Genomic DNA, 19,969 nt, shown 5'->3' with positions numbered 1-19,969 from the left:
AGTAAAGGTGAGCAATGGCCACAGAATTAAGATGGGCATTAATCGTGATCAGTGCACTGATCATTGGTGGATTATTGATACATGGCTTATGGTCGGTAAGAAAAAAAGAGAATCAGGATACCGATAACCCCGCAGCCACGAAGAAACCCGCAGCCGCGCCTCAGCCGCAGCGCGAGGAAGAACCACAACTGGATGAAATGAGTTTCTCTGCCGTCGATGAAGACAAAGAGCCGACGCCGACTGAAGAGCATACTGAAGTCTCAGACGCACCGGTGGAACAGGTCGACACTGAGCAGCAAGCACCGCAAGAGGTTGCGCCCCAGGACTTTATTATTTTACACATTGACATGCCAGAAGGCCTGACGATGGCAGGCTCTAAGCTGTTGCCTTGTGTATTGAGTCTGGGCTTTAAGTACTCGGATGAAGGCTTTTTCAATCGCCATGTTGAGTCATCCGGCAATGGCCCGGTCTTGTTCCGATTAGTGAATATGTATAACCCGGGTACATTCGATATCGATAATATGGAACAGTTCAGCACCGGAGGCGTTAGCTTGTTTATGACGTTGCCGTGTGAAGGCGACAGCATGGCGGCGTTCAATATGCTTCACAGCGCCGCGAAAAAGCTGGCCGATGAGTTTGGTGCCAGTGTGCTGGACAGCAATCGTGAGCCACTCACGGTGAATACCACCCGTGCCTACGTTGAAAAGGTGCGTGAATATACCGTTTAAGCGTTAATACTGCCTGCGGGCATATATGCGACAGAGCCACGGACTTAGTTCCGTGGCTTTTTGTGTTATTAAGAGGTTGTAATGTCAGAAACTATCAGCAAACAAATCAATGAATTAAGACAACAGTTGGAAAGTTATAACTACCAATATTATGTCTTGGATCAGCCTACTGTACCCGATGCCGAATATGACCGGGTAATGCGCGCTCTGATTGAGCTGGAAACCCAGCATCCTGACTATCTAACCCCGGATTCTCCCTCACAAAAAGTGGGTGGCGCTGCGCTAAGCAAATTTGAGCAGGTAACGCATCAGGTCCCTATGTTGTCTCTGGACAATGCCTTTGATGAAGCTGAATTCAATGCGTTTAATCGTCGCATTAAAGAGCGCCTGCTACACAACGACGAGCTGGATTTTTGTTGCGAGCCAAAGCTGGATGGTCTGGCTGTGTCTATTCTCTACCGTGATGGGGTTCTGGTTCAGGCGGCAACCCGAGGTGATGGCCAGGTAGGTGAAAATATCACCGAAAACGTGAAAACCATACGTAATATTCCACTGCGTTTGCGTGGTGAAGATATCCCTGCTGAGCTGGAAGTACGCGGTGAAGTCTTTATGGACAAGGCCGGATTTGCACGGCTGAACGAAACCGCAGCGCAGCGTGATGAAAAAACCTTTGCCAACCCGCGTAACGCTGCGGCGGGCAGTCTGCGTCAGCTGGACCCTAAAATAACCGCCAAACGTCCACTCATGTTTTACGCCTATTCAATGGGCGTGGTGCAGGGCGCTGAGCTGGCTGATACCCATTTTGCTCAGTTACAGCAGTTAAAAGACTGGGGGTTGCCTATGTGCCCGCAAACAAAACGAGTGACGGGGGCCAGTGCAGCTTATCAATACTACGAAGCCATTATGGCCGAGCGTGACGCGTTGCAGTATGAAATAGATGGCGTGGTCATCAAGGTTGATAATAAACCGTTTCAGGAGCAACTGGGTTTTGTTGCACGTGCCCCACGCTGGGCCATTGCATTTAAATTCCCGGCACAGGAAGAACTAACGCAGTTACTGGATGTGGAGTTCCAGGTGGGCCGTACAGGCGCCATCACGCCGGTTGCGCGACTGGAGCCGGTATTTGTTGGCGGCGTCACCGTGTCGAATGCGACTTTACACAACCGTGACGAAATCGAGCGTCTGGGTGTCAAAGTGGGTGATACCGTGATCATCCGACGTGCAGGTGACGTGATCCCGCAGATCACTCAGGTGGTAATTGAAAAAAGGCCTGAAGATGCCCGCGACATCACTTTCCCGGACACCTGCCCTGTTTGCGACTCCCATGTTGAGCGTGTAGAGGGTGAAGCCGTTGCACGTTGTACCGGTGGCTTAGTGTGCCGCGCACAACGCAAAGAAGCGATTAAACACTTTTCTTCGCGTAAGGCACTGGACATCGACGGCCTGGGCGACAAGATTGTTGAGCAACTGGTTGAGCGGGAATTGATCACGACACCTGCTGAACTGTTTACCCTGCGTCAGGGGCATTTTGAGTCGCTTGAGCGTATGGGGCCTAAATCGGCCAAGAATTTGGTTGGTGCACTTGAAGAGGCAAAACAAACAACGCTGGCTAAATTTTTATATGCGCTTGGGATCCGCGAAGTGGGTGAGGCCACTGCACAAAACCTGGCAAATCACTATCTGACGCTTGAAAAGGTGATGAATGCCTCCATTGAGAGTCTACAGGAAGTGAGTGATGTGGGTGTCGTCGTTGCCCAGCATATTCATGCGTTTTTCAGTGAACCACACAATCAAAAAGTGGTGAGTGACTTGCTTGAGCAAGGGTTGCACTGGCCTGAAATTGAGGCAAAAGCAGAAAGTGAACAGCCACTGGCTGGCCTGACTTACGTGCTGACGGGGACGCTGAGCCAGCTTAACCGCAACGACGCTAAAGCGCGATTGCAGGCGCTCGGGGCCAAAGTGTCAGGCAGTGTCTCGAAAAACACTCATGCGCTGGTTGCAGGCGAAAAAGCGGGGTCTAAGCTAACTAAGGCGCAGGATCTTGGGATCGATATCCTGGATGAAGCAGCACTGATTGCATTGCTTGACTCACATCAGGGGTAATACCAGTTTCACTTAATACCTGTTCAATTTGAAGGAGCAAATAGGGCGCTAACGGTGTTAAAAATCTCTCATTTAGACCCTATATCTAAGGTATGAGTTCGCAAATTTTTGCCTAGTTATCGACCTTATTTTCTCGCCTCAAAATAGAACACTTAATTAAGCAAATTGGTATAAACAACAGGCGGGCAGGTTAGCCCGCCATAAAATGAGAGAAGTGGTATGAGCAAGTTACAGGCTGGGTATGGGCCCGAGTACTGGGATAAATACGGGGTATATCGCACGCCTGTTGGTTTTAACCTGACCTTGCTGGTGTTGCTCAGGCCGTTGTTTTTGTGGCTGGTGTCAGCCCTGACCTGGCGTCCGGACCTTGACCTCATGTCATTATTTTTTCATTCAAAGCAGCATTTTTTTGTGGCAGTTATGATAGCCAGTCTGGCCCTGATCCCGACTGTGCTGTTTTCTTTGCGCAGGCCAACCAGCTCACCTAAGTTAGCCCGCTACTGGCGTCATATGCGTTGGCCATTGCTGATCGCCGCCTGTCTGGACCTGGCCTGGCTGGGGATGCAAATTGTTCAGGCACACTATCAATTCTCTTTCTATCTGGCCATTCAGGCCGTGCTGGTCTGCTGGGTGATTTTGTATTTACTCAAAAGTCGATACTTAACGTGTTTTTTTGGGGATTGGCCTGAACCTGAAAATAATTGACTTGACGCTGACGGGCTGACAACTAAACATTAGGGAGAATGTGGCTTTCATATTGGCGTAAAAATATAAAGCTAATCTGATCCAGATTAGCCTATGACACTCTATAACAATAAGACAAAACTTATGTGTTTGCCAATATGGAGTAACTCTACATCAACCGGAGAACGAGACATGTTGACTTGGCGAGATATTCTGCGCTTTGCAGATAATGGCAACCCACAGCCGCCCAGGCGGGTTGAAAAAAACCTGATGCAGTGGCAGGCCTTATTAGAACCTTCTGTTTTTCATATCACCCGAAACCGTGGGACTGAGCGCCCATTCAGTTCACAAAGCTGCAGCGTTTTTTCACCTGGTAAATATCACTGTGCTTGTTGCGACCAACTCTTGTTCGATGCGGATGAGAAGTTTGACAGTGGTTCTGGCTGGCCGTCTTTCACTCAGCCCCGTAGCGCAGATTCTGTTGCATACCGACTAGACAGATCGCATGGTATGGACAGAGTTGAGATAGTTTGCAATGTGTGTGATGCTCACCTCGGGCATGTATTTCCAGACGGCCCTAAACCAAGCGGATTGCGCTATTGCGTGAATGCGCTGGCACTGAAAAAGCAAGAAGAGGGCACACACTAATCGCGCTTGCTTAGCTGCTCCTGTCCCATCAGGGTCTGAAATCCAGATTCATTTCTTCTAATTGAGCCTGTAGCTTGTCGAATCGCTCCTGCTGTTCAGGCTCAAGCTGAGCTGCGCTCAGTGTTTTGTAGCACTTCGCCGCCAGGTTTGAGTTAAACGTAGCGGCTTTCTTTCCTGTCGCATCTGCAAGGCACTGTAGTAGATTCAGGGCAATGCTGGCATTTTTTGGCATTACTCTAAAGGCCTGTGTAAAGGCTTCCAGCGCGACGTCGAGCTGCCCTTTCTGGAATTGTTTCACCGCATGATTATTGAGCTCTTTGGGCCCCATTGTGATATGACGACGCTCATCCTGCTGTTGCTGCAGCAGGTGCATAAAAGTGGGGTCATCTTGCTGTTGATGACGCTCGCAATGTGTGATTATCTGGCCAAATAGGGCCTCAGCCTTGTGCTGAAATCCCAGTTCATGGAACGCTTTCGCTTTATCCAGCGCTGCATCAACAGAACGGATCTGAGGTTCATCCTCCAGCTGCTCCATCAGTTGTCGCGCTTTGGTATGTTCATCTTTGAGGTAATGTAACCGAGCATTGAGCACGTCAATTTGAGTCTGATTATTGGCATTGGGGAACTGCTTTTTTAGATCGCTCAGATACTGCTGGGTCTGCCGGGTCAGGCGGGTGATCTGTTCATGTTGATCTGTGCTAAGTGCGAAGTCAATCCCGGCACGTGCGGCATTTAAATAAACCTCTGGGCTGTCATGCATCGAAAAACGGGCAAAATTGGCAATTTCTTTTTGTGCGTTGTAACTGCACTCATAATCATGATTAATGCGCGCAACGGTACTGAGGGATTTCTGCCTTTCGATATTGCGTGGTGCAATCTGCGAGGCCTGTACCAAAGATACCTGTGCTTCTTCAAACTGGTTAAGCTTTAATTCAAGCCGGGACAATAAATCCAAAGCAGCCAGGCGAGTCTCACTTTTTTCGATCAGGGATTTCAGCATTTTTTGCGCCAAAATATCTTCGTTATTTGCAATTAAGGTTTCTACAAGGCCGAGCTTAGCCCAGGTAAATTTTTGTAACTCGAGCATGGAGCGGTAGAACTGTTTGGCTTCGTCATAATGTTTCAGCTTTAACAGTGTTTCACCTTTAAGCTTAAGTAATATCGGGCTGTAAGCGTGCTCACCGCTTTCAAGCTCTGAGTTAATAAGCTTGAGTGCCTTAGAGTAGTTTTCGTCGTCAATTAGATTGTAGAGCGTTTTGAGACTACGTTTACGCTTTAAAACACGCTCGATGCGTGCTTTGAGCTCTTTAATACTAAAAGGCTTTACCAGGAAGTCATCAGGCTGCAATTCTACAATACTGTGCACCAGTTCGGGGCTGGTTTCGGCTGAGGTGAAAATAAATCCGGTACTTTGGCGGATAAGGCGCTTTTTGAGTAGCTCTTCGTAAAGCTGATAACCATTTTGACGTTTACTTAGGTCAAACGAGCAGATAATCAAATCGAATTTATGATGGATACAGCTTTCCTTTGCCAGTTGGGCATTTTCGGCAAACTGAACGTTTTTATAAGCCAACTGGTCCAGCGACTGTTTAATGTAGCTCAGCGCCAGTTGCTGTTCTTCCACGATCAAAATTTTTGCATTTACAAAGGGTTGAACAGGCATAGAGTAAAGGGTAAGGAATAAACTCGGAATGCCTTTAGTCTAGTCGTTTATCTTTTCTTTTGAAACATAAGGATTAAAAAGCTTGGTTAGAATACAGAGAAAGTAGGGGGCCAGGCATTGTTTTGGATGAGCGCGATGCCGCATCGACCAATAATTATATCTTTGAAATGATGGTGGGTTGTACTGGACTTACCCTGTGACCCTCGCCTTGATTAGGTATGAACGCGATGCCGCATCGATCAGATAATGGATCATAGACTAAAGAGAGTTTGACTAACTATTTTGAAGTGATGGTGGGTTGTACTGGACTTGAACCAGTGACCCTCGCCTTGTAAGGGCGATGCTCTCCCAACTGAGCTAACAACCCATGCATAGATGCAGGTACATACTCTGTATTTCCGAAGAAATGGTGGGTTATACTGACTTTGATTCAGAACCCTTGCCTTGGTAAGAATGAGCGCGATGCTGCATCGACCAAGTTGTTCACCAAATTAATGGTGGGTTGTACTGGACTTGAACCAGTGACCCTCGCCTTGTAAGGGCGATGCTCTCCCAACTGAGCTAACAACCCATCTTAAAATTTTGTCAGAGTTTAGTTTTAGTTATGGTGGATTGTACTGACCTAAATCAGACCCCTCGCCTTGGTAAGAATGAGCGCGATGCTGCATCGACCAAGTTCACCAAATTATTGGTGGGTTGTACTGGACTTGAACCAGTGACCCTCGCCTTGTAAGGGCGATGCTCTCCCAACTGAGCTAACAACCCATAACTATTCTGACTTTTGCGTATTGAGCCATAATTTTTTTCTTCTTAGAAAGAAAGATTATGGTGGGTTGTACTGACTTTAATTCAGAACCCTTGTCTTGGTAAGAATGAGCGCGATGCTGCATCGACCAAGTTTACCAAATTATGGTGGGTTGTACTGGACTTGAACCAGTGACCCTCGCCTTGTAAGGGCGATGCTCTCCCAACTGAGCTAACAACCCAATACGCTCTTTCAAATGTGAATAAGTTTCACCAAAATTATGGTGGGTTGTACTGACTTTAATTCAGAACCCTTGCCTTGGTAATAATGAGCGCGATGCTGCATCGACCAAGTTCACCAAATTAGTGGTGGGTTGTACTGGACTTGAACCAGTGACCCTCGCCTTGTAAGGGCGATGCTCTCCCAACTGAGCTAACAACCCACATTCGAAACACAAGACACATTGCCGTGTCGTTGTGGGGCGCTATTATATGTTTCCTTTCAAAGGAGTCAACACAAAATCCTGATTTTTTATCTGTATGCTTCTTTTGTGTTCAGGTGTTCGTTTTTTAGGTATTTCTCTTCATTATATGTCTAAGCAATATATTGTCCACCAGGTAAAGTGAGCGGCGGGGTGGTGAAGATGTTGAGTGCTGTTTTTAGGCAGGAAGGTTGGGCGGGGGAGTTAAAAGCATTTGTTTCGAGGTGGAGATCCGCTTGCAAAAGAAATGAGTTGTCCAATGGATATTCTGGCTTTTTATCTGTGCCCAATTGAGTAGCAGTGTGTGTCTCCTTGTTCAAAATACTGAGAGATCAAGTAGAAGGATATACATAATCGAGAATAACTGGCTTTAAATTGAGCAAAAACAGGCACTTCTATTGATTGAGTCGCTCAATTCGCTTATATTCTGTGCTCTTGGGGTGTTTTTACAGCAGTTAGAAAAAACTTGCAGAAAAGGTGTTGACTTTGTTTTCTGTGATGCATAGAATGCGCCCCGCACTCAGCGATGCAGCGTTACAGTTTCATTGCTACTGGTGAGGGGCTATAGCTCAGCTGGGAGAGCGCTTGCATGGCATGCAAGAGGTCGGCGGTTCGATCCCGCCTAGCTCCACCAAATTCAGTGCATAAATGTCCTAGTGATATAATATTTGGAACTGGCTTCGAATGCTGTTTCTAAATGATTGTGTCCCCTTCGTCTAGAGGCCTAGGACACCGCCCTTTCACGGCGGTAACAGGGGTTCGAATCCCCTAGGGGACGCCACTTACTTTTTAGTAAGTACCAAACTCATATGGTAAGAGTCTAAATAACCAGTCCTAGTGACACATCCAGTGTCCCCTTCGTCTAGAGGCCTAGGACACCGCCCTTTCACGGCGGTAACAGGGGTTCGAATCCCCTAGGGGACGCCACTTACTTAGTAAGTACCAAACTCGTATAGTAAGAGTATAAAAAACTAGTCCTAGTGACACATTCAGTGTCCCCTTCGTCTAGAGGCCTAGGACACCGCCCTTTCACGGCGGTAACAGGGGTTCGAATCCCCTAGGGGACGCCACTTACTTTCTAGTAAGTACCAAGCTCGCATGGTAAGAGTATAAATAACCAGTCCTAGTGACAAAAGATTTTGTTAAAGGAAGTTCGGTCTCGCTGGCTCGACTTTCACGCTAACAAAAAATTATTGAAGCGGTGCTTCAATAAGCAAACTTTTTGTCCCCTTCGTCTAGAGGCCTAGGACACCGCCCTTTCACGGCGGTAACAGGGGTTCGAATCCCCTAGGGGACGCCACTTACTTTGTAGTAAGTACCAAACTCGCATGGTAAGAGCCTAAATAACCAGTCCTAGTGACACATTCAGTGTCCCCTTCGTCTAGAGGCCTAGGACACCGCCCTTTCACGGCGGTAACAGGGGTTCGAATCCCCTAGGGGACGCCACTTACTTTTTAGTAAGTACCAAACTCGTATAGTAAGAGTATAAACAACTAGTCCTAGTGACACTTCCAGTGTCCCCTTCGTCTAGAGGCCTAGGACACCGCCCTTTCACGGCGGTAACAGGGGTTCGAATCCCCTAGGGGACGCCACTTACTTTAGTAAGTACAAAACTCGTATGGTAAGAGTTTAAATAACCAGTCCTAGTGACACAGAACATTCTGTAAGAGAGAGAATAATGCCGTTCGCTTTTGCTGGCAAAAGACTCACCTCAACGCAGAATTAGCAAATCAGTGATTTGCTAGACAAATTCTGCGTCCCCTTCGTCTAGAGGCCTAGGACACCGCCCTTTCACGGCGGTAACAGGGGTTCGAATCCCCTAGGGGACGCCACTCTTCTTAGTAATACTATTTCTCTCAATAACACTCCCTTTTTAACTATTTCTATTCCTGTAAATCTTATCAACCTTAAAAACCAACATTTTAATGAAATTTTTCATATATTTCATTTACTTAAATTGTTTGATTTAAAACAAGGTTAAGGCTTTATTAACAAGCTCAGCTACGAAAAATGGGTTAGTATCGCGTTTTTTAGGTGAGCATCATGGCCAAAAGACGTACCGATTATACGGATAAGGAAAATGATTATCCGGTCTCTTATAACCTGCTGTCTACCACAGATACCAAAGGGCGGATCACATATGCGAATCAAAGCTTTTGTGATGTTGCTGGCTTTGAGCTGGACGAGCTTGAAGGTCAACCACACAATCTGGTACGTCACCCAACTATGCCCAAAGCTGCCTTTAAAGATCTCTGGCAGTTTATTGGCTCCGGCAAGCCCTGGATGGGCATAGTAAAAAACCGTTGCAAAAACGGTGATCATTACTGGGTTAATGCCTATGTGACCCCCATCAAAGATCAGCATGGCCAAACCGCCGAGTATCAGTCGGTCAGAACCAAGCCAGAACGGGGTGTGGTAAAACGGGCTGAAAATATTTATCAGCAGCTCGATAAGGGCGTTGCACCAGCTAAATTGACCCGCTCGTCTCTGTCTTTGTCTGCGCAGATGATGTTGATCCTGGTGGTGTCTTATATTTTGAGCATGGTATTTACCAGTTTGCCTGCGCCATGGAACTATATTCTGGAGACATTGCTGCTAGCAGGCGTACTCGCACTGACATATCAGCGATTATCCCCAGTTCGTCGGTTGAGTGAAAAAGCCAGGCAAGTCTACGACAACCCACTGATGCAAAAAATTTACCTTAATAAAGTCAATGACGTTGCAGCGATTGAGCTGGCACTGCTGGCACGGGGGTCTGAGTTACGGGCCGTACTTGGCAGGGTTCAGGACGCCAGCCAGCTGGTCGATCAGCACGCGCAGGCAACGGTGTCGGAATGTTACAGCAACACAGAGTTGTTACAGGAACAGCAGAGCCAGACAGGTTCTTTGGCTACGGCCATGAATGAAATGACGGCCGCTATTTCCGACATTGCTGGCAATACCAGTGACGCAGCGAATCGCTCAGAAGGTGCATTGCGCTCGGTATCGGATTCTAACTCTGTGGTGCAGGCCAGCATGCAAATCAATCACACTCTATGCAAAGAATTGAGTCGTACTCAACATGATATTGCTCAATTGAATGAGCAAACGGTGCAAATCGGCGGAGTTGTTGACGTAATACGAGATATTTCTGAGCAAACTAATTTGCTGGCTCTGAACGCTGCGATAGAAGCGGCAAGAGCTGGTGAGCAGGGCAGGGGGTTCGCGGTGGTAGCAGATGAAGTCAGAGCCCTTGCACAACGTACTCAGGAATCGACCAGAGAGATAGATGATATTGTCGCAGGTCTAAAGCAACGTGCCGAGCGCGCGGTAGAGGCCATTCAAAATGGGGTTGATAAGTCTAATGAATGTGTAGCGCAAGCGGAACAAACCAAAGAGAACCTGGCATCGATAGAGCATATGGTGAAAGATATTTCTGCTTTGAACTACGAAATCGCCACAGCAACTGACCAAATGTCGGGTGCAAGCAACGAGATAAACGACAAGGCGGTCAATATCTCTCAGCTGGCCAATGCGTCGATGCAAAGTGCAGACAACACCACAGCAGCAATGCGAAACACAGAGCAAGCGCTGGCAGATCAGGCATCATTGGTCGATCAGTTTTTGTTGAGGCTAAGTCGATAGCGCCAAAAAAATTAAAAATATGTGAATAGACTATTCCTTACTGGTATGATTTCGATTGGGTAATTTATGTGGCAAAATCGCCGCTTTTAACCTGGATATGCACATAAAAATCACACAAAGGGATAACGAATGAGCAATTTACAGAAAACTTTAAAAGTAGGTGCCGCTGCGCTTGTCATGACACTGGCCAATACGCAAGCGAGCGTCGCAGGGGTTGATGGTGGTTACTTCTCTGGCAAAAAACAAGACTGCGAAATCTGGAGAGACGTCGCACCTTATAACTGGGCGAATACCACGCGTGGTAATCAGTCTATGATTTTTTACTGCAACCGTGGCGGTTATACAGTCACCACGGTTGAGCTTAAGATCAAGCGATTAAGTGATAACACGGTCGTATTTCGTGAAAAAAGAAAGCAAAACCTGACGGCAGGGTATGGTCACGGTTTCTACCCGGATCTGAGCGCGAATATCAACGAAGAGTATAAAATGGAACTGGATTACACCTTCGTAAAATTGAAACATGGCAAGCCTGTCTGGGACAATAAAAAAACCAAAACCTGCAAACGCACTTTCACACCAACCAATGCAAACTCGACACGTGGCGAAGTTTTCTGGTCAATCAAGAGCGCAGGAACAGCCTACAACAACAATGGCTGCCAGGGCGTGAGATTCGACATTCACTAGCAGCAAACTCATCGGGCTGAACGTTAAAAGTCAGCCCTTAAAATGCTTTAAGAGGCGTTAAAATGAAAGCGAAATACCTGATGATAAACGTATTATGCTTTGCACTTGGCTTTCTTGTAGCAGCCGCTCTATTGCAAAAAGAAGCAACGCTCAGCGACACGCCCTTAGAGGTGACCAAGAGCACAAACATGACAAGCGCATCTGTGATTGAAATAGCCCCTTCACTTGTGGAGCCTGTTCGTCCTATACCCGCTGAACACATTGACGAGACACCTTCGTCAGCACATCTTGAGAACAGCCACCACTCAGCGAAAATGGACTCGCAGCGGACTGAGCTAATATCGATAGCCAATGACATAGGACTGGACAGTAATGTTTACCCTGACCTGGCAAATTATGCCAGCCAGGACATGGCCAGGGTAGTAGAGCAACATCTGCTGACAGGCCTGCGTGTTGCCCAGGGGGATGTTTATGCTCAGTTCGATGACATTGAGCGCTACCTTGAAGAAGTGCCACAGCTGGCATCCCAGCATTTCTTCACCGATTTGATGGCACAAAGCCAGCACAAAGGTGAGCTGTTTCAAAGCTTTGCCATTCACCTGATGACACAAAGTGTTGACCAGTTAGAGGGAAACACTGAGCGCCTTTATCAGGTGCAAGAGCTGATCGTGTCAGCCAGCCAAAGCGACAGTGAGCTGGTCCGGCTGAGTGCGCTCGAATCCCTGGCGATAACCAGCCCAGACAAGGTCCGGTTCCAGCAGATGCTCAACCGGTTTAGTAAGGATAGATCCGCGGTGATACAGGCAAAAATAACTTTGCTAAATTATCATATGTCTCTGGCGAGTAAGCTAAATATCGATTGATCTTGTCCTGACTTGTAGTGCAAAACTTTATCAACTTACTCAGGCAACACGGTATAGCAAATAAATAAATTTTTATCGGGTGATCCTTTTAAATGTAGTTTTGTTATAATATAACATTGTCAAGTTCAATGTTCTGACAAGGCTCCCGATATGCAAGCACTTAATTCCACTCCCTCAGTGCTCACAACTGAGCAAATTTTGGCTGCACCTGAATCCGATTATATGAATGCCGAACAATTGGCATTTTTCAGGCAATATCTGATTGAGTTACATGACTCTACCAGAGCGCGTATTCGCGACACCAAAGCACAAATAATGGATCCGCCTGAATTGGTTGATTTGAGTGACAGAGCATCATGGGAAGAGCAATGCATGATCCTGATGCGCATTGTTGACCGTGAGCAAAAGCTGTTACCTAAAATCCAGCAGGCATTGGAGCGGATCCGACTCAATGAATATGGCTATTGTCAGGAAACGGGAGAGCCGATAGGCATTGCCCGGTTACTGGCAAGGCCCACTGCTGAATTATGCGCTGACGTAAAATTGTGTTCGGAGCTGAAAGAACACATGTACGTCAAAAACAGGGATGCCTGACAGAACTTGAATCCACACAAATCTACCGTCAAAAACTGTGTAAGGTAATCAAGCTATGGCTGAGTTAAATACATCAAATTTATTGCCCGTAACCGTGTTGTCCGGTTTTTTAGGGGCAGGAAAAACCACGGTGCTGAACCATATTCTGAGCAACCGTGAGGGGCTAAAAGTGGCTGTCATCGTCAATGATATGAGTGAAATCAATATTGACGCTGCGACGGTACAAAATGAAGTGAGTCTCAACCGGGCTGAGGAAAAATTGGTTGAGATGAGCAATGGCTGTATCTGTTGCACACTCAGAGAAGACCTGCTTGAAGAGGTCAATCGGCTGGCCAAATCGGGTAAATATGACTATCTGGTGATTGAATCAACCGGTATTTCGGAGCCATTGCCCGTGGCAGAAACTTTTACTTTTGCCGATGAGCAAGGGGTAAGTTTATCTGACATTGCCACCTTGGATACCATGGTCACAGTGGTGGACGCGGTGAACTTTCTGAAAGACTACGATCGGGCCGAGGCGTTACAGGATGTCGGCGAGAGCTTAGGAGAGGAAGATGAGCGCAGTGTGGCCGATTTACTCGTTGAACAGGTTGAATTTGCCGATGTACTGCTGATCAGCAAAACAGATTTGATCTCAGATACCGATCTTAAACGTTTGCAAAGCATTCTGCGTACGCTTAATACCGATGCTGAACAAATACCTATGGCACATGGCAAGGTCCCTCTGGCGCAGGTGTTAAATACCAAAAAGTTCAGTTTTGAAAAAGCCCAGCAGGCACCCGGCTGGCTCAAAGAGCTGCGGGGCGAACACATTCCGGAAACGGAAGAGTTTGGCATCAGTAGCTTTACCTTTTGTGCCAGAAGACCCTTTCACCCAGAAAAATTCTATGATTTTTTACACAGTGACGAACTGGCGGGCAAACTTATCCGCTCAAAAGGGTTTTTCTGGCTAGCCACCAGACCTCAGATTGCTGGTAGCTGGAGTCAGGCTGGCGGTATAGCAAGGCATGGCGCAGCAGGATTATTTTGGAAAGCTGTACCACGAGATCAGTGGCCAGAAGACCCGGAATATATTGCCGCCATTGAAGAGCACTGGGTTGAGCCTTTTGGCGACATGCGCCAGGAGTTAGTGTTTATTGGTCAGGGGCTGGATAAAGCAGATATTATCCGCCGTCTGAATGCCTGTTTGCTCAGCGAAGAGGAAGTCCTAAAAGGCCAGCAAGTGTGGAAAACATTGCCGGACCCTTTTCCTTCCTGGGAGCACTAAGTAAATATCAGCCAGGCAATCAGGCTGGCCGCCAGGCAGTAATAGAGCATGGGAATCAGGGTGTAGCGAATAATATCACCCTCTTTGCCGTGCAGGCCGACGACACTGGCGGCGGCAACCACATTCACCACCGCAATCATATTGCCGCCATTCGCGCCGAGCATTTGTAGCGCCAGTACCAGTTGCATCTCCAGCCCGGCTTCTGCCGCTAATGCTTGCTGAAAGCTGGCAAACATCAGGTTAGAAAAGGTCGCCGAGCCCGCGATAAACGCGCCTAACGCGCCCACTAAGGGCGCGATAAATAACCACAGATCACTCAAATGTATCGCAACCGTCTCGGCCAGTGCCATAGGCATAGCTGGGAGAGCGGCGTTGTTGACGTCAGAGTGAAGAAAGATGCGCACCATGGGCACCGCTGCACTCAGCGCAATCAAAGAGGGGATTAACATACTGATACTGTTGTTGAGGGCCATGCGAAGCTGCGTCGCCTTGCCATTTTGCAGCCAAAGTGCCAGGAGCGCGGTCACAACAAACACACTGCCAGGCAGGTACAGGGGCATCACATTCACAGAAATGGCTGACCCCAGGATCTGATCCCATTCAAAGTTCACGCTTTGCAGTATATCCTTAAAAGGTAGCGCAGGGATCCGAGTCAGAACCAGGAGTGTTGCAACTAAGACGTATGGTAACCAGGCTCTGAGTAAGCTCAGTGAGGGGACATGCGTATCTTCTGCTTGAGGTGTTGTTGAGGCTTCAGGTTTCGGCAACAAGAACCCTTTACGTGCTAGAGGGCAGACGATAGCCAACCCTGCCATCGCGCCCAGTACAGAGGGAAATTCCGGCCCCAGCAACCAGGCGACGCTATAGGCGGGCAGGGTAAAAGCCAGCGCACTGAAAACCGCAAAAGGCGCCATAACGAACCCGGCACGCCAGCTGGGTGAGTCGCTGAAAAAGCGGCAATACAGTACAACCATAATCAGAGGCAGCAGGGCGGCGGCAATGATATCAATACCAATGGCAGTTAAGGCAATCTGCTTAACCTCGGCGTAATCGATATTCGCCGCACCCTGACCGATCCCGACAATTGCCGGTGTGCCAACGGCACCAAATGAGACCGCACTGGAGTCGGCCACCAGTGCCAGCACCACAGCGCTCAGCGGCGTAAAGCCCAGCGCAACCAGCAAAGGCGCAGCAATGGCGGCGGGCGTGCCAAATCCCGCGGCACCTTCCAGAAAACTGCCAAATAACCAGGCAATGATGATCAGCTGCACCCGTTTGTCGGGGCTTATCCCGGCAAAGCCGTGTTTAATGGTATGGATAGCGCCGGTTTGCTGTAGCACTTTCAGTAAAAAAATCGCGCCGAAAACAATCCACACTATGGTCAGGGCGATGACCAGCCCCTCCAGCGTGGCGGCGGTGATATGCCCCAAAGGCACTTGCCAGAAAAAATAAGCCGATAAGGAGGTAACCAACAGGCTAAATGGCATGGCCTGCTTGGCTGGTAGCCTGAACAAAACCAGCAGAATAAATACGCTGAGAATAGGCACCAGGGCCGTGAACAGTTGTGGTAGCGTCATCAGAGTTTAAGAAATCCATTACTTAATGAGATGAGCTTAGCATGCCAATAAGACAATGAATATGCAGCTTTTGCAGGATGTGAACTTGATGTGATACAGGTAAGCAGAGCATACAAATTGGTCAGCTATGACACAAATGTAATGGTTTGTAACACTTCATTTGGATTTGCCGTTTAATTTATGTACTAAATTAACACGTGTCTTGTTAGTGTAAATTTCAGTCAGGGAAGGCGTGGATAACTCCTGACTTTGGCGAGCAACGGCGCATAAAATCAATGCTCACAGGTATCAGATATAACAAGGAGGCGATATGCTGACGTTGCATATTATTGCTGGGTCATTTTTATTGCTGTTTGGCATAGGCGCGTTGAGTTTTGCCAAAGGAACGACCAGACACAGATGGTCCGGAAATCTATTTTTCTTATCTATGTTAGTCATGGCGGGCAGTGCTGCATTGTTTAATGGCGGCCTGACGATGGCGTTGCTGACCTTGTACTATGGCTCAACAGCCTGGGCGGTTGTGTTGAGAAAAGAGCGCTCAGTGGGCGCTTTTGAGTTCATTGCAATGCTGGTGATCATCTATATCAGCTTTGACTTGTTTTACTTTGTTTATACCGCCACCGAGCTTTCGGCGACATTCAAAACCATATTTACCCTTCATGCGGTGATTGCCGCGATGGCTGCGTGTCTGGATGCCAAAATGATATTGAGTGGTGGACTCAGCGGCAAGCACCGCATGGTCAGACATACGTGGAGAGCGTGTTTTGCGTTATTAGGCGCGGTGATGTCTTTCTCGGCCAATACATCAGACAGTTGGCCGGATTTCATAGACAGTAATGCGCTGATTTATCTGATGATAGGTGTGCTTTTCTACTGGGTGATCAGGGTCTTGTACACCAACTGGTACCATCAAATCACAGATGTGCTGGGCAGCAGTGTGTTGCTTAAAAGGTTAATGATGATCAGGCGACCAGCAAACAGCGAATAATGCGAGTGGCGGTGATGCGCGGTGGGCCTGGAGTTGTACCCACTGTGCAGCAAGGTATTTACTCTGTTTTCTCTTTAAACTCACACAAGTCTTCAATAATACAACTGCCACATTTGGGCTTGCGCGCGGTGCATACGTAGCGGCCCAGCAAAATTAGCCAGTGGTGGACATCCACTTTAAACTCTCTGGGGACTACCTTTTCGAGCTTTTCTTCTACTGCAACTACGTCTTTGCCCATGGCAAATTTGGTTCGGTTTGACACGCGGAAAATGTGGGTATCGACGGCGATGGTGGGCCAGCCGAAGGCACAATTAAGCACCACATTAGCGGTTTTACGACCCACGCCAGGCAGGGCTTCGAGCGCTTCACGATTCTCTGGGACCTCGCCACCATGCTGTTCCATCAGAATATGGCACATCTTGTAGACGTTATTGGCTTTGGAATTAAATAAGCCGATGGTTTTGATGTAGTCCCTCAGGCCATCCACACCCAGATCAATAATCCCCTGTGGTGTGTTAGCGACTGGGAACAACTTACGGGTGGCTTTATTCACGCTCACGTCTGTGGCCTGGGCTGATAAAGTAACGGCGACCAGCAGCTCGAACGGTGAGGTGTATTCCAGCTCAGTCTCCGGGTTAGGGTTGTCATCCCGCAGACGGGTGAGAATTTCGAGTCGTTTTGCTTTATTCATAGTACTGACTTACTTGCTGTTGATCCTATCTGAGCTCAGTAGGAGAGTGACGGCTCTCCCACTGCGCGTTAATCTAAGCTGGTGACCCGGGCTCGGGGGGCTTTTTCCGGGCTGGCGACGGGCTCAGCCTGGGCCTCTTTACGTGCATCAATATAGTTTTTGGCAGCGATGATTAACCCCAACCCTAAAAAGGCACCTGGCGGCAGAATCGCCACCAGAAACTGACTGTCGAATTCTATGACTTCGATGCGTAATGCGGTTGCCCAGTCACCCAGCAGCAGGTTGGCCCCGTCGAACAACGTGCCCTGACCAATCAGCTCACGCATGGCACCCAGCAATACCAGTACAGCACCGAACCCAAGACCCATCATGATCCCATCCCAGGCTGATAACAGTGGTGTGTTTTTTGAGGCATAGGCTTCTGCCCGGCCGATGATGGCACAGTTGGTCACAATCAGCGGAATAAAGATCCCAAGTGACTGGTACAGACCGAAAGTGTAAGCATTCATCAGCAGCTGCACTATGGTTACAAAGGCGGCGATGATCATCACAAATACCGGGATCCGAATGTCTTTAGGTACCCAGTTTCGCACGACTGAAACCGTGACATTGGATCCAACCAATACCAGTAAAGTTGCCAGCCCCAGGCCCAAAGCGTTGGTTATCGTGCTGGTGACGGCCAGCAACGGACACAGACCCAGCAGCTGGACCAGTGCGGGGTTATTCTTCCACATACCTTCATGGGCGAGTTGTTTAAATTCACTCATCGCTGGTCTCCTGACAGTGGTTTGGCTCTGCGAACAGCGCGTCAAAGTTGCTGCGAGCATACCAGGCAGCGGCATTGACGCTCTGCACTACGGCACGTGGTGTAATCGTTGCGCCGGTGAATTGGTCAAACTGTCCGCCATCTTTTTGTACATTAAAAGCGGGGTCTTGCTCCTGAGTCACGGTTGTTCCACTGAAACGGGTGATCCAGTCAGATTTGGCCAGTTCTACTTTATCGCCAAGCCCGGGAGTCTCCTCGTGGCGAGTGACCCGCACACCGGCAATTTCACCTGTGTTATAGACCGCGCTCAGTATGTCGATATTACCGCTATAGCCACGTGGGGTGATATGTTGCACCAGCAAGGCGACGGGCTCATCCTGTAAGCGCGCGCGGTAGATAATATGCGGGCCATTGGGGCCAAGCTCTGGAGCATCACTCAAAGTACAATCCAGGTAAAGCTCGTTGTCGTATTGCGCCTTTGGAATGACCTGAGTCAATACGCGCATTAGATGGCGTTGTTCCTGTTTGGCAATCTCTGGCGCCGTAAAGGTTTGTACCAGCGCAACACTGCCGGTGGTCGCCAGTGCAAAGGCGGTCAGGATCAGGCCGTTCTTTTTCATCGATGACAGGATCATGAGCTTGCTCCATGCCCGTAAGTACGAGGCTGCGTATAGTAGTCAATCAAAGGTACCGCCATGTTCATGATCAGCACGGCAAAAGCGACGGCATCCGGGTAGCCACCAAAGTGGCGGATCAGATAAACCAGCAGACCAATCAGCGCACCATAAATTAAACGGCCACGGTTGGTGGTACTGGCCGATACCGGATCGGTGGCAATAAAAAATGCGCCCAGCATAGTTGCACCACTGAGCAGGTGGAAAAGCGTACCTGCCTGGGTTGCAGGTGACACAACATAGCCAATGCCGCTGCACACCGCCAGGGTCACGATAAAAGCAACGGGGATATGCCAGTTAATGACTTTGGTTTTTAGCAGGTACAAACCACCCAACAGATAGGCCAGGTTCACCCACTGCCAGCCTTGTCCGGCATAGTCTCCGAACGCAACGTTATTAGTGGCTTCTGAAACAGTCAGATTTTGTGATACGGCCGTTTTTACATGGTCCAGCGGGGTGGCTGAGGTGGTGCCATCAATCACCTGACGCGCTTCAGCCAGCGGCACGCCCGACAGGGTTTGCTCGGTGAAAATGAGCGCCAGTTGATCCAAAGCGGACAGCGGCATTGCCTGTATTTCGGTGATGGGGGTCCAGCTGGTCATTTGCACCGGAAATGAGATCAACAGCAACACATAAGCGGCCATAGCGGGGTTGAACAGATTAAAGCCTAGCCCGCCATACAGCTGTTTAACAATCGCAATGGCAAACACACAGCCAATTACGGTGACCCACCAGGGGGCCAGAGGCGGAATGCTCACAGCAAGCAATACAGCAGTCAGCCAGGCACTGCCATCACTGAGCGTTGGCCACAATAGGCGGTTGCGCAGTTTCATCATTGCGGCTTCGGTCGCGCTAACCGTTACCAGTGCCAGCAAGAGCTGAAACAGGGTGCCGGGGCCGAAAAAGTAACTTTGTACCAGAATGCCCGGGATACAGGCGGCGATAACCGTCAGCATCAGACGGCTGAGGGTTTTGTGGCTGTGATTGTGGGGCGATGAAGCCATGGTTAGTTTCATGACGGATCATTTCCTTCTTGGTCTTCGGCTGCGGCCTGCTTTTTTGCTTTTGCGCGTGCAACAGCGGCTTTAATCGCGGCCTGACGTTTTTCTTCGGCGCTAACCGGCGCTTCATGAGTGCTGTGCGAGGCGTCGCCAGGTTCAACGCCTGTTTGCTGCTCGGCTTCTTTGGC

16 protein-coding genes and 13 tRNA genes are annotated in these 19,969 nt (G+C 48.7%); 18 read left to right on the top strand and 11 right to left on the bottom strand.

Features of this window, described 5'->3' with window-relative positions:
• Positions 1-14 precede the first annotated feature (14 nt).
• From zipA to msrB, 4 genes are all read left to right on the top strand, one after another.
• Complete coding sequence (gene zipA, locus CWB99_RS12825; protein WP_138552878.1) at positions 15-728, top strand: cell division protein ZipA; 714 nt, start codon at positions 15-17, stop codon at positions 726-728.
• A gap of 81 nt (positions 729-809) precedes the next feature.
• The gene (gene ligA / locus CWB99_RS12820; RefSeq protein ID WP_138552879.1) at positions 810-2,831 is read left to right on the top strand and encodes an NAD-dependent DNA ligase LigA; all 2,022 of its coding nucleotides are present in this window, start codon (positions 810-812) and stop codon (positions 2,829-2,831) included.
• A gap of 219 nt (positions 2,832-3,050) precedes the next feature.
• Positions 3,051-3,536, top strand: coding sequence for a DUF2919 family protein (locus CWB99_RS12815; protein ID WP_138552880.1), 486 nt, complete (start codon positions 3,051-3,053; stop codon positions 3,534-3,536).
• Positions 3,537-3,707: 171 nt separating this feature from the next.
• Complete coding sequence (msrB, locus tag CWB99_RS12810) at positions 3,708-4,163, top strand: peptide-methionine (R)-S-oxide reductase MsrB (RefSeq protein WP_138552881.1); 456 nt, start codon at positions 3,708-3,710, stop codon at positions 4,161-4,163.
• Between the two features lie 28 nt (positions 4,164-4,191).
• Here msrB and CWB99_RS12805 read toward each other — a convergent pair whose 3' ends face one another.
• The 6 genes from CWB99_RS12805 to CWB99_RS12780 form a co-directional block, all read right to left on the bottom strand.
• On the bottom strand, positions 4,192-5,826 hold the full coding sequence (locus CWB99_RS12805; protein WP_138552882.1) for a response regulator: 1,635 nt from the start codon (positions 5,824-5,826) through the stop codon (positions 4,192-4,194).
• Positions 5,827-6,117: 291 nt separating this feature from the next.
• A tRNA-Val gene (locus tag CWB99_RS12800) sits at positions 6,118-6,193 on the bottom strand.
• A gap of 128 nt (positions 6,194-6,321) precedes the next feature.
• Positions 6,322-6,397, bottom strand: a tRNA-Val gene (locus CWB99_RS12795).
• 118 nt (positions 6,398-6,515) lie between these two features.
• Positions 6,516-6,591: transfer RNA gene (locus CWB99_RS12790), tRNA-Val, on the bottom strand.
• A 145-nt stretch (positions 6,592-6,736) separates the two neighbouring features.
• A tRNA-Val gene (locus tag CWB99_RS12785) sits at positions 6,737-6,812 on the bottom strand.
• Positions 6,813-6,937: 125 nt separating this feature from the next.
• A tRNA-Val gene (locus CWB99_RS12780) sits at positions 6,938-7,013 on the bottom strand.
• A gap of 597 nt (positions 7,014-7,610) precedes the next feature.
• Between CWB99_RS12780 and CWB99_RS12775 the strand changes: the two genes are divergently transcribed.
• The 13 genes from CWB99_RS12775 to zigA all read left to right on the top strand — a co-directional run bounded on the left by CWB99_RS12775 (position 7,611) and on the right by zigA (position 14,084).
• Positions 7,611-7,686 (top strand) — tRNA-Ala (locus CWB99_RS12775).
• 71 nt (positions 7,687-7,757) lie between these two features.
• Positions 7,758-7,833, top strand: a tRNA-Glu gene (locus tag CWB99_RS12770).
• A gap of 70 nt (positions 7,834-7,903) precedes the next feature.
• Positions 7,904-7,979 (top strand) — tRNA-Glu (locus tag CWB99_RS12765).
• Positions 7,980-8,046: 67 nt separating this feature from the next.
• Positions 8,047-8,122: transfer RNA gene (locus tag CWB99_RS12760), tRNA-Glu, on the top strand.
• 154 nt (positions 8,123-8,276) lie between these two features.
• A tRNA-Glu gene (locus CWB99_RS12755) sits at positions 8,277-8,352 on the top strand.
• 70 nt (positions 8,353-8,422) lie between these two features.
• A tRNA-Glu gene (locus CWB99_RS12750) sits at positions 8,423-8,498 on the top strand.
• Positions 8,499-8,568: 70 nt separating this feature from the next.
• Positions 8,569-8,644, top strand: a tRNA-Glu gene (locus CWB99_RS12745).
• A 164-nt stretch (positions 8,645-8,808) separates the two neighbouring features.
• Positions 8,809-8,884, top strand: a tRNA-Glu gene (locus tag CWB99_RS12740).
• A gap of 211 nt (positions 8,885-9,095) precedes the next feature.
• Positions 9,096-10,676 carry a methyl-accepting chemotaxis protein gene (locus tag CWB99_RS12735; RefSeq protein WP_138551593.1) on the top strand — a complete coding sequence of 527 codons (1,581 nt, stop codon included), beginning with the start codon at positions 9,096-9,098 and terminating at the stop codon, positions 10,674-10,676.
• Positions 10,677-10,805: 129 nt separating this feature from the next.
• Complete coding sequence (locus CWB99_RS12730) at positions 10,806-11,360, top strand: hypothetical protein (protein WP_138551592.1); 555 nt, start codon at positions 10,806-10,808, stop codon at positions 11,358-11,360.
• A gap of 62 nt (positions 11,361-11,422) precedes the next feature.
• A complete protein-coding gene (locus tag CWB99_RS12725) occupies positions 11,423-12,223 on the top strand; it encodes a hypothetical protein (protein WP_138551591.1) in 801 nt (266 codons plus the stop codon).
• 150 nt (positions 12,224-12,373) lie between these two features.
• Positions 12,374-12,817 (top strand): TraR/DksA C4-type zinc finger protein, encoded by a 444-nt coding sequence (locus tag CWB99_RS12720; RefSeq protein WP_138551590.1) that lies wholly within the window; start codon positions 12,374-12,376, stop codon positions 12,815-12,817.
• 55 nt (positions 12,818-12,872) lie between these two features.
• Positions 12,873-14,084, top strand: coding sequence for a zinc metallochaperone GTPase ZigA (gene zigA / locus CWB99_RS12715; protein ID WP_138551589.1), 1,212 nt, complete (start codon positions 12,873-12,875; stop codon positions 14,082-14,084).
• Here the strand turns inward: zigA and CWB99_RS12710 are convergent.
• A complete protein-coding gene (locus CWB99_RS12710; RefSeq protein WP_138551588.1) occupies positions 14,081-15,661 on the bottom strand; it encodes an L-lactate permease in 1,581 nt (526 codons plus the stop codon). The two genes, zigA and CWB99_RS12710, sit on opposite strands and share 4 nt — an antisense overlap.
• Positions 15,662-15,971: 310 nt before the next feature.
• On the opposite strand from CWB99_RS12710, the gene CWB99_RS12705 reads away from it, so the two are divergent.
• On the top strand, positions 15,972-16,649 hold the full coding sequence (locus CWB99_RS12705) for a hypothetical protein (RefSeq protein ID WP_138551587.1): 678 nt from the start codon (positions 15,972-15,974) through the stop codon (positions 16,647-16,649).
• Positions 16,650-16,707: 58 nt separating this feature from the next.
• On the opposite strand, the gene nth is transcribed toward CWB99_RS12705, so the two are convergent.
• The 4 genes from nth to rsxD form a co-directional block, all read right to left on the bottom strand.
• Positions 16,708-17,340 carry an endonuclease III gene (gene nth / locus CWB99_RS12700; RefSeq protein WP_138551586.1) on the bottom strand — a complete coding sequence of 211 codons (633 nt, stop codon included), beginning with the start codon at positions 17,338-17,340 and terminating at the stop codon, positions 16,708-16,710.
• Between the two features lie 68 nt (positions 17,341-17,408).
• Positions 17,409-18,107 carry an electron transport complex subunit E gene (locus CWB99_RS12695; protein WP_138551585.1) on the bottom strand — a complete coding sequence of 233 codons (699 nt, stop codon included), beginning with the start codon at positions 18,105-18,107 and terminating at the stop codon, positions 17,409-17,411.
• The gene (gene rsxG, locus CWB99_RS12690) at positions 18,100-18,741 is read right to left on the bottom strand and encodes an electron transport complex subunit RsxG (protein ID WP_138551584.1); all 642 of its coding nucleotides are present in this window, start codon (positions 18,739-18,741) and stop codon (positions 18,100-18,102) included. The genes CWB99_RS12695 and rsxG overlap by 8 nt, the downstream gene beginning before the upstream one ends.
• A complete protein-coding gene (gene rsxD / locus CWB99_RS12685) occupies positions 18,738-19,796 on the bottom strand; it encodes an electron transport complex subunit RsxD (protein ID WP_138551583.1) in 1,059 nt (352 codons plus the stop codon). Before rsxD ends, rsxG begins: the two co-directional genes overlap by 4 nt.
• Between the last annotated feature and the right edge of the window lie 173 nt (positions 19,797-19,969).

This window comes from Pseudoalteromonas rubra (genome assembly GCF_005887095.1).
Taxonomy (GTDB): Bacteria; Pseudomonadota; Gammaproteobacteria; order Enterobacterales; family Alteromonadaceae; genus Pseudoalteromonas; species Pseudoalteromonas rubra_E.
This window is presented reverse-complemented; position numbering and strand designations above follow the sequence as displayed.